Genomic DNA, 7,958 nt, shown 5'->3' with positions numbered 1-7,958 from the left:
GTGCAATATCCAATAGTTTTGATGATGATAATGTTTGTTTTTATTCTGGCGATAATTATATTGAAAAAGGCGACTCTAAAAGATTTTGTGTACCTTCCTATACTGAAGATGAATGGCTGTTTAGTCAGTGGAATAATAATATTTCATCTATTAAGATACCGTTAAATTTTAAGGTTGATATTTTTAGCGATTTTTCATTTTCCGGGAAATCAGTTTCACTTTATAAAAATACCAATGCTGCTGAATTAGAAAAAAATGGGCTGACCTCTGATATCAGTTCTTATCGTGTATTTCCGAAAAGTTTATATCCAAGTAATAAACGAATTATCTTTAACTATCACTCTAAGTTGTTCTCAGAAAAGTATATTGGCTACAATTATTATTTGAGCCGTGGGCACAGTATTATTTTAAGTCGAAAAAGCCAGCCCTCGGATGTTGGCAGCCAGAGCTCTTCTATATTTTACAGTCATACCGGGCAGATCATGACCGCCTTTCCCGGGCAAGGCTTTGATCGAAACCTCTATTGTTTGCTTCCAGCAGAGCAAAGGAGTAGTAATTTAGAGGCTAATGTGACATTTAGTTATTGTGACTTTGGCAATTCAGGGCAGAGGTGGTTTCCGCAAAAAATAGCGGGGAAAACAGTATTAGTTAATCAGGGGACAAACACGGCCTTGTCACTGGATGATGAAGGGTTTTATATTAATTTAAAAAATAGTCCAGTATTATCTAACCGCCTGTTTGGTCGAGGGGTGCAGAATTATGACTCTGAAATTGAAATTAACAATAATACAATATGGTTTGATGAGGGATATATTGATGAAATGAAATCATCGGCGGTAAGACCTTTTTTACAATATAAAGAGACATTGGAGTCATTAAATGAGGTGGGTTGTCGGGATGTTGTTGTTAATCATTTGAACAAGACTGATGATGTTAATATGTATTTAGGCGGGGATAAAATAGGAATGCATCTTTATTATAACGCTGAGACCAAGGCTTTAATTGCTTATAATAAATCGGATGCTGAACGTATGTTAATAGAATCATCATGTCTTTCATTGGTGAATAATCCTATTGGTCAGTATTTCCCGATCAATTTTACCTATAGCCGCAGTAGTTATAGCGACAACTCCATTGGCTATCGTTGTGATAATGGTATTGCCTATAATCGCTATAATCAGCAGTGGAATTTTATAGCAGATAATCAGCTTCTCTATTTAGTGAATGGGCATGAAAATAAAGTCCTGCATTTTTATACCAATGAAACCCCACAGAGAATGGATTATCGTGGTGAATTAATTGGCCCTGAATTAGGCGCGCGTATTGCTCATGCTGTTAATTTTAATGAGCGAAATCCGCAGGGTGCGATATTTATGAGTAGCCAGGAATTAGGATATGTTTTGGATATGGAAAAGAGTATGTGTGAATTGAGAGCCATACACAATAAAACTGGCGGTCAATGCGGGGGGCGAGATACCTCCTGGTCTTCAACGGATTATTACGTACAGAATATCAGCCTCAGCCGCGGCTATATTCCCTGGCTGCTGTCGCAAATAGCCGATAGCTTACCGATCGACGGATGGACGGATGAATTGGCGGTTTCCCTGCAAAAAATTGAAGCACTAGAGGATTTATTTGAAAAAAATAGCAGCCAGCCAGCTGATAAAGCGGCATTGGAACAAACAAAAGCGCTGTTAGTGGCGTTTTTACAAACTTACAACTCAGAGGAATACACCAAAATTTGGCATCAGGCTGCGTATGTCCTTAATCGCATCGATGTATTAATCGAAAGGGGTAATAATTCAGCATCATAGTTACAAAATGTGACTTGCGTCACATTTAACTTTACCCTCTCATTAAGAGGGGTATAATCTTGACGAATCTTTACAACTAAACTAAATGTTTAACATCCTCATCTTATAATTCACATCGCCATAAGGCGGGAATTCCATTCATTATTCGTCAAGATTGCCACTGCTGAGAGTGTTTTGCTCGGTGGTTTAGCCCGCAGTCACCCGTGTCTATTGACCATGCCGATTAACCGCATGATCAACAGATGAACACTGCGTGCATGCTCTTTTGTGGAGAAAAAACATGTCGGTAACTCGCTCTCCGATACCTCAGCTACGCGGCATTTCACGTCGACGTTTACTTGGGTATGTCGGTGTCGGGCTGGTCAGCAGCCTGATGAATCCGCTCTCTTTAGATGCTTTCGCAGCATCAACTCAAACCTCGCCGCAGCACTTTGAAAGATTCATGTTGGTCTCCCGCGCACTGACTGGCAAGCGCCAACTTAATGCGCAAGTTGGTCAGCGCCTCTATCAGGTTTTACTCGGTAAAATCGGTGGTTTTGACCAGAAACTGGCCTTATTACAACCTTTGCCGGGCGGTGAACCTCAGCAATGGTCGCCATTACAACAACAGATTGCCCGGCAGATTTTGCAAGGTTGGTATGTGGGGGTAATTGGTGAAGGAACTGGTGCGGCAGTCATCAGTTATGAAAATGCATTAATGTTCGATGCGGTATCCGATGTGTTGGTTATTCGCTCTTATTGCCCGAATAAACCCGGATACTGGGCTGCAAAGCCTGATGTCGCCTTATAATTTTGGAGGATACATTTATGGCTGACACACTCAAGGCGGATATCGTCGTCATTGGCTCGGGCGTTGCTGGCGGTTTAGTCGCGCATCAATTGGCGATGGCTGGCAAGTCAGTATTAGTTTTAGAAGCGGGGCCGCGCCTTTCGCGCTGGGAAATTGTGGAAAACTTCCGCAATCAGCCCGACAAATCAGACAACATGGCACCTTACCCCTCAACATCTTATGCCCCCCATCCAGAATCTAACCCTAATAATAACTATTTGATTCAAAAGGGTGAACACCCCTACGATGTACAATATATTCGCGCTGTAGGGGGCACCACCTGGCACTGGGCGGCATCGGCCTGGCGTTTCCTGCCGAATGATTTCAAGCTAAAAACAATCTATGGCGTCGGGCGCGATTGGCCGATTGATTATGCTGCGCTGGAAAAATGGTATTTACGCGCAGAGCAGGAACTCGGTGTTTGGGGGCCGAGTGATGAAGATCTTGGCTCTCCGCGCAGTGCACCTTACCCGATGGCACCGCTGCCGCTATCGTGGAATGAACAGCGCATTAAAACCGTGCTCAATAGCCACACTTTTAATGGCAGTAACTTTGATGTTGTGACCGAGCCTGTGGCGCGCAACAGTCGCCCTTATGATGGCCGCCCCACTTGCTGCGGCAACAATAACTGTATGCCAATTTGCCCGATAGGGGCGATGTATAACGCCATTACTCATGTTGAAAAAGCCGAGTTGGCGGGAGCAATTATTCGCCCACAAGCCGTGGTTTATAAACTGGAAGTGAATGTTCAGCAGCAAATTACCGCCGCCTTGTTTAAGGATGCGCAGGGTAATGAGCACCGCGCTGAAGGCAAGTATTTTGTGTTGGCAGCCAATGGCATTGAAACGCCGAAACTGATGCTGATGTCCATCAATGATAAAAATCCACTCGGTGTCGGGAATAGCTCCGATATGGTCGGGCGCAATCTGATGGACCACCCCGGAACTGGCGTCACCTTTATGGCTAGTGAGCCGCTCTGGCCGGGGCGTGGCCCGCAGGAAATGACCTCTTTGATTGGGTTCCGCGATGGCGCATTCCGTGCTGAATATGCGGCGAAAAAGATTCATTTATCTAATTTGTCCCGCACAGACCAAGTCACCATTGAGTTGCTCAAGCAAGGGGAATTACAACTCGGGCCGCAGCTTGACGCCAAAATCCGCGATCGGGCGGCGCGTTTTGTACAATTCGACAGTTTCCATGAAATCCTGCCGCATGTGGAAAATCGTATTATTCCCAGCCCGACAGAGAAAGACGCCATTGGCATTCCGAAGCCGGAATTTTACTATGCAATGGATGATTATGTGCGCAAAAGTGCCGTGCATACTCAGCAAGTCTATGCCGAGGCCGCCAGATTGATGGGCGGCACTGAAGTGCAGTTCCACAACAACTTTGCCAATAATAACCATATTACTGGCACCACCATTATGGGCAATGACCCCAAAGATTCAGTGGTGGACAGTGATTGCCGCACCCATGACCACAAAAATTTGTTTATCGCCAGCAGCAGTGTGATGCCCACTGTCGGTTCAGTGAACTGTACTTTGACGATTGCCGCGCTCTCTCTGCGTATCGCTGAAACTTTAAAGGCCGAGGTGTAAAATGAAAAAACCAACCCTGGGCCACTCAGTGAAATTCTTGTTTATAGCATTAGGATTCGCTGCAACTGAATATGCCAGTGCAGATGCTAACCTGATTGCACGTGGTGAGTATCTGACCAAAGCCGCGGACTGTGTGGCGTGCCACACCACTAAAGATGGCAAACCCTTTGCCGGTGGATTGGCCTTTAAAACCCCGATGGGCACCTTATATTCGCCGAATATCACCCCCGATAAAGAAACCGGAATTGGCGGTTGGACGGACGAAGAGTTTTTGCGTGCACTGCATGAAGGGAAAGGCAAAAATGGCGAGAATCTCTATCCTGCTTTCCCTTACACCTCTTATACCTTGCTGACTGATGATGATGTTAAAGCCATTAAAGCTTATTTGTTCAGCTTACCGGCAGTGCATCAGCCGAATCGCGAGAATGACATGCCGTTCCCATTCAATCAGCGCTGGGGGCTGTGGTTCTGGAATCTGGTGAATTTTGAGGGGCAGCGCTTCCAGCCCGATACCAGCAAAGATGCACAATGGAATCAGGGGGCTTATTTTGTTGAGGCGCTGGGGCATTGTGGTGAATGTCATACTCCGCGCAATATCACCATGGGAATGAAAGACAGTAAAGCTTATGCCGGTGCTGATATTGATGGCTGGACGGCATTCAATATTACCTCAGACCCGCATGCCGGGATTGGGGGCTGGAGTCAGCAGCAGGTGGTGCAATATCTGCGCAGCGGTCATGTCGACGGTAAAGCACAAGCGGCTGGGCCGATGGCGGAAGTGATTGAAAACAGCACTCGACATCTGACTGACAGTGATCTGAATGCCATGGCGGTGTATCTGCGCACTCTGAAACCATTAAATCCAAATGACGAAACTAAGAGCCGTTCGGATTGGGGGCAGTCGGCGACCAGTGTTAATACCTTACGTGGCGTACCTTTTACGGCGGATACTGTTACGGGGAACAATAACACTGACGGCGCGCGCTTATATTTGGGGAACTGTGCCAGTTGCCACAGTTTTACCGGCGAGGGCGTGAAAGACGGTTATTACCCATCATTGATGAAGAATTCGGTGGTCGGGGCATCTGCGCAAAATAACCTGATTAATGTCATTCTCCATGGTGTGTCGCGCAAAACCAATGATGGCGAGGTCTTTATGCCCGGTTTTGCCCACACATTAACTGATGAGCAGGTTGTCAGCTTGAGTCATTATCTATTGCAGCAGTTTGGGCAACCCACACTGAATATCAAAGCCGATGATGTTAAAGCATTACGTGGAGAATAGAATATAAAATAAAGGGAACTCAGTTCCCTTTATTGACTTATTTAACTATTATATTTCTCAATCTCATTTGCCAGCTTGAGTGCATTGATTTGTAATTCTGGTGTTATCTTGTTTATGCTGTCAAAAAGATGAGGGAATTTTTCGCACAGTTCTACAGCGTCACTACTAGAACAATCGATATTTCTGGATGTGCAATTTTTTAACAACTGTATTAGTTCTGGTCTTCTTTCATTGATGGTTATATTTATCATTTCGGATTTTTGTGCTATTTCATTGTCGTCAAACCGCGATTTATGCAAAGGGAATTTAATGTTCTGGTTACAGTATACATAACTAACATTGCCAATTTCCTCTATTTCCTCGGTAGAGAGATTCATACCAATGGGGAAAATATCCGAAGAGAACTCAGAGCTGAAAATAAAAACCACTTGGTGGCTATTATAATCATCAATATATAAATCATTCATATTCCATTTATTACTATGGTTTTTTTCTATGTGAAAACATCTTCTTGGGTCCATGTTGGCTGTGGCAAAGTATTGTTTTTCACCATTTTCCAGTTCAATCGTTCTTAGTGGGATTTCTGTTTTACCACGTAAGCTTCCAATTGTGTTTCCCTCTTCAAATTGTTCGCCATATTGATTATGGGTTAATGTCTTAATATAGTGTATTGCTTCATCTCTAGTGCCTACTCTCTGTTTTACACTATTTGTTCCCGATAAAGCGTTACTAACTTCTGTGGGGTGCCCTGAGAATGAAATTGAAGTTACAGGTATAGTCAGCATAGTTCCCATTAATTGATTTAATTAAAATGAAATTTGAATTTAACTATACCATGACCTAATGTGGGCAAATAGCCCACTGTATGTTAATCAGTATTTCACCTTATTTAAAATTTCATTTTATATTGTCGATATTAATCTTATTTAACCTTTTCATTATTCCAATGCATTAATATATAGTTGCCGTCATTGCTTTTCCCCGTAGCAATATCCACCCAGCCATGTTTTCGATAAAACGCCAGTGCTTGCTGGTTTTTTTCCAGGCATTTTAATGAACCCTGACCGGTAAACAGACTTTGCGCCGTTAGCAATAAAGCTTTACCCACCCCAGGCTGCTGAATGTTAGGAGCCACAAATAAATTATGCAGAAAGTTATCGGCCATAAATATTGAAGCAAAACCTACATGTTTATCGCCGTCAATGGCGACCAGAATAGTTTCCTCGAGAGTAGCGTGGTCAAAGTCCTCCAAATGAAAACGCTCGCCATCCAACCAGCTAAAAGCTGCCCGGCGTGATACCAAATATAAGGCGCGCAAAAATGGCCGGTCACTTTCCTGATACTGACGAATTTCGACACTCATTCTTCGGGTATACCTCAACGTCTGGTGGATTGGTCATTGGTTTGGTAAACGCATGATTGACCTTCTATCACCCGCCCGTGATAATAACAATTCTGACTCGGGGTGCCTGCCACAAATATAGTGGAATGGCTGAGATATTACCCGTATTACCTGATCTGGATTATGCCAGCGTAGGGAAGTATATTAATGAAGCGTATCAATGTGTTAACTATTGCCGGAACTGACCCAAGCGGCGGTGCCGGTATCCAGGCTGATCTGAAAACCTTTTCTGCATTACAAGCCTACGGCACCAGTGTTATTACCGCTTTAGTGGCGCAAAACACCCGTGGTGTGCAGTCGGTCTATCCCATCGAACCCGCTTTTGTTGCTGCTCAACTAGATTCTGTTCTCAGTGATGTGCGTATCGATAGTGCCAAAATTGGCATGCTGGCAAATGCGGAAATTGTCGATATTGTTGCTACGCAGCTGCTCCGTTATCCCATTCCATTTGTAGTATTAGATACCGTGATGGTTGCCAAAAGTGGGGACCCGTTACTCGCACCAGAGGCCGTTGATGCGGTGCGCCGCTTGCTGCTCCCACAAGTTGCTTTGATTACACCAAATTTGCCGGAAGCCGCAGCACTGCTTGATTGCCAGCCCGCGCATAATGAACAAGAAATGTGTGAACAAGGGCGAGCATTATTAGCTCTTGGCTGTCAGGGGGTATTGATGAAAGGGGGGCATTTGAGTGGCGAAGAAAGCCCCGATTGGTTGTTTACCGCGCAGAGTGAGCAGCGCTTTGTGACTCGGCGGATTAATACCCGCCATACCCACGGCACCGGTTGCACCTTATCGGCCGCACTGGCGGCATTGCGGCCACGGCACGCGAATTGGGCTGCCACCCTGAGTGTCGCTAAAGATTATCTGCAAGGGGCACTGGAACAAGCCGACACACTCGAGGTGGGGCAGGGGATCGGGCCGGTGCACCATTTCCATCAATGGTGGTAATCCCCGTCATCTTTCAAGTTGCAGGTGTGTTGGCTGCTCTCACTTACCCGAGTCACTGACTGATGTCAGCTCCATCGGGATG

Annotated in this window: 7 protein-coding genes and 1 riboswitch; of the genes, 5 read left to right on the top strand and 2 right to left on the bottom strand. The window is 45.0% G+C overall.

Annotation, left to right across the window (positions count from 1 at the left end; translation table 11 throughout):
- The 4 genes from FTA91_RS10475 to FTA91_RS10460 form a co-directional block, all read left to right on the top strand.
- The coding region (locus tag FTA91_RS10475) for a hypothetical protein (protein WP_235896844.1) at positions 1–1,814 on the top strand (1,814 nt) is incomplete at its 5' end.
- Between the two features lie 280 nt (positions 1,815–2,094).
- The gene (locus FTA91_RS10470) at positions 2,095–2,604 is read left to right on the top strand and encodes a sugar dehydrogenase complex small subunit (protein ID WP_145583287.1); all 510 of its coding nucleotides are present in this window, start codon (positions 2,095–2,097) and stop codon (positions 2,602–2,604) included.
- A gap of 17 nt (positions 2,605–2,621) precedes the next feature.
- Positions 2,622–4,241 carry a GMC family oxidoreductase gene (locus tag FTA91_RS10465; protein WP_050113306.1) on the top strand — a complete coding sequence of 540 codons (1,620 nt, stop codon included), beginning with the start codon at positions 2,622–2,624 and terminating at the stop codon, positions 4,239–4,241.
- A gap of 1 nt (position 4,242) precedes the next feature.
- Entirely contained in the window at positions 4,243–5,526 is a 1,284-nt protein-coding gene (locus tag FTA91_RS10460; RefSeq protein ID WP_174634789.1) for a cytochrome c, read from the top strand.
- Between the two features lie 41 nt (positions 5,527–5,567).
- Here FTA91_RS10460 and FTA91_RS10455 read toward each other — a convergent pair whose 3' ends face one another.
- Both FTA91_RS10455 and FTA91_RS10450 read right to left on the bottom strand, forming a co-directional pair.
- Positions 5,568–6,311, bottom strand: coding sequence for a hypothetical protein (locus FTA91_RS10455; protein ID WP_235896843.1), 744 nt, complete (start codon positions 6,309–6,311; stop codon positions 5,568–5,570).
- A 137-nt stretch (positions 6,312–6,448) separates the two neighbouring features.
- Complete coding sequence (locus FTA91_RS10450) at positions 6,449–6,889, bottom strand: GNAT family N-acetyltransferase (RefSeq protein ID WP_050113308.1); 441 nt, start codon at positions 6,887–6,889, stop codon at positions 6,449–6,451.
- Between the two features lie 88 nt (positions 6,890–6,977).
- A riboswitch (TPP riboswitch) is annotated at positions 6,978–7,083 on the top strand.
- Between FTA91_RS10450 and thiD the strand changes: the two genes are divergently transcribed.
- The gene (gene thiD / locus FTA91_RS10445; RefSeq protein ID WP_050113309.1) at positions 7,076–7,876 is read left to right on the top strand and encodes a bifunctional hydroxymethylpyrimidine kinase/phosphomethylpyrimidine kinase; all 801 of its coding nucleotides are present in this window, start codon (positions 7,076–7,078) and stop codon (positions 7,874–7,876) included. Its footprint overlaps the riboswitch before it by 8 nt.
- The last annotated feature ends 82 nt before the right edge of the window (positions 7,877–7,958 follow it).

It is taken from the genome of Yersinia thracica (assembly GCF_902170565.1).
GTDB lineage: Bacteria > Pseudomonadota > Gammaproteobacteria > Enterobacterales > Enterobacteriaceae > Yersinia > Yersinia thracica.
This window is presented reverse-complemented; position numbering and strand designations above follow the sequence as displayed.

Excerpts from the sequence above, each read along its gene's own strand:
- FTA91_RS10470 (WP_145583287.1), top strand. The coding sequence starts at position 2,095 with ATGTCGGTAACTCGCTCTCCGATACCTCAGCTACGCGGCATTTCACGT.
- FTA91_RS10465 (WP_050113306.1), top strand. The coding sequence starts at position 2,622 with ATGGCTGACACACTCAAGGCGGATATCGTCGTCATTGGCTCGGGCGTT.
- FTA91_RS10460 (WP_174634789.1), top strand. The coding sequence starts at position 4,243 with ATGAAAAAACCAACCCTGGGCCACTCAGTGAAATTCTTGTTTATAGCA.
- FTA91_RS10455 (WP_235896843.1), bottom strand. The coding sequence starts at position 6,311 with ATGCTGACTATACCTGTAACTTCAATTTCATTCTCAGGGCACCCCACA.
- FTA91_RS10450 (WP_050113308.1), bottom strand. The coding sequence starts at position 6,889 with ATGAGTGTCGAAATTCGTCAGTATCAGGAAAGTGACCGGCCATTTTTG.
- thiD (WP_050113309.1), top strand. The coding sequence starts at position 7,076 with ATGAAGCGTATCAATGTGTTAACTATTGCCGGAACTGACCCAAGCGGC.